General features: G+C 64.5%; 1 protein-coding gene. It reads right to left on the bottom strand.

Annotated features, from left to right (window positions below; all coding sequences use genetic code 11):
• Positions 1 to 445 (bottom strand): ATP-binding cassette domain-containing protein (locus CRD59_RS07665; RefSeq protein ID WP_113854069.1); only part of this gene is annotated, 445 nt, incomplete at both ends.

Below are 445 nucleotides of genomic sequence, written 5' to 3'. Positions count from 1 at the left end.
CGCTCACCCTCCCGCGTGTCCTGTCCTTCGGGCATGGACTTGAGGCAGCCGTCCGCCCCGGCTATGGCGGCCAGGGCGCGGATGTAGGTATGGTCGCTGGTCCGTTCGCTGAGGGAACCGAAACCGATGTTGCCGCCGATGGTGTCTGCGACGAGGAAGGTGTCTTGGGCCACGATGTTGCCCTGGCTGCGAAGGGTGGCCAGGGGCCAGTCCCGCGCGTCGATGCCATCAATCAGAACATGCCCCACGGTCGGGTCGTAGAAGCGGGCTATGAGGTTGACCATGGTTGACTTGCCGGACCCGGTCTCGCCCAGAATGCCCAGCTTGGAGCCTGCCGGCAGGAAGAAGTTCAGATCCTTGAGAATGGGGGTCTCAGGGTCGTCCGGGAAGGCGAAGCTGACATGGTCGAAGCGTATCTCGCCGGAGATCCGGTCGGGGGTTGGGG

The sequence above is a fragment of the Bifidobacterium xylocopae genome (assembly GCF_003315615.1).
Taxonomy (GTDB): domain Bacteria; phylum Actinomycetota; class Actinomycetes; order Actinomycetales; family Bifidobacteriaceae; genus Bombiscardovia; species Bombiscardovia xylocopae.
The sequence above is the reverse complement of the archived record's forward strand: the minus strand, read 5'-3'. Positions and strand labels throughout refer to the sequence as shown.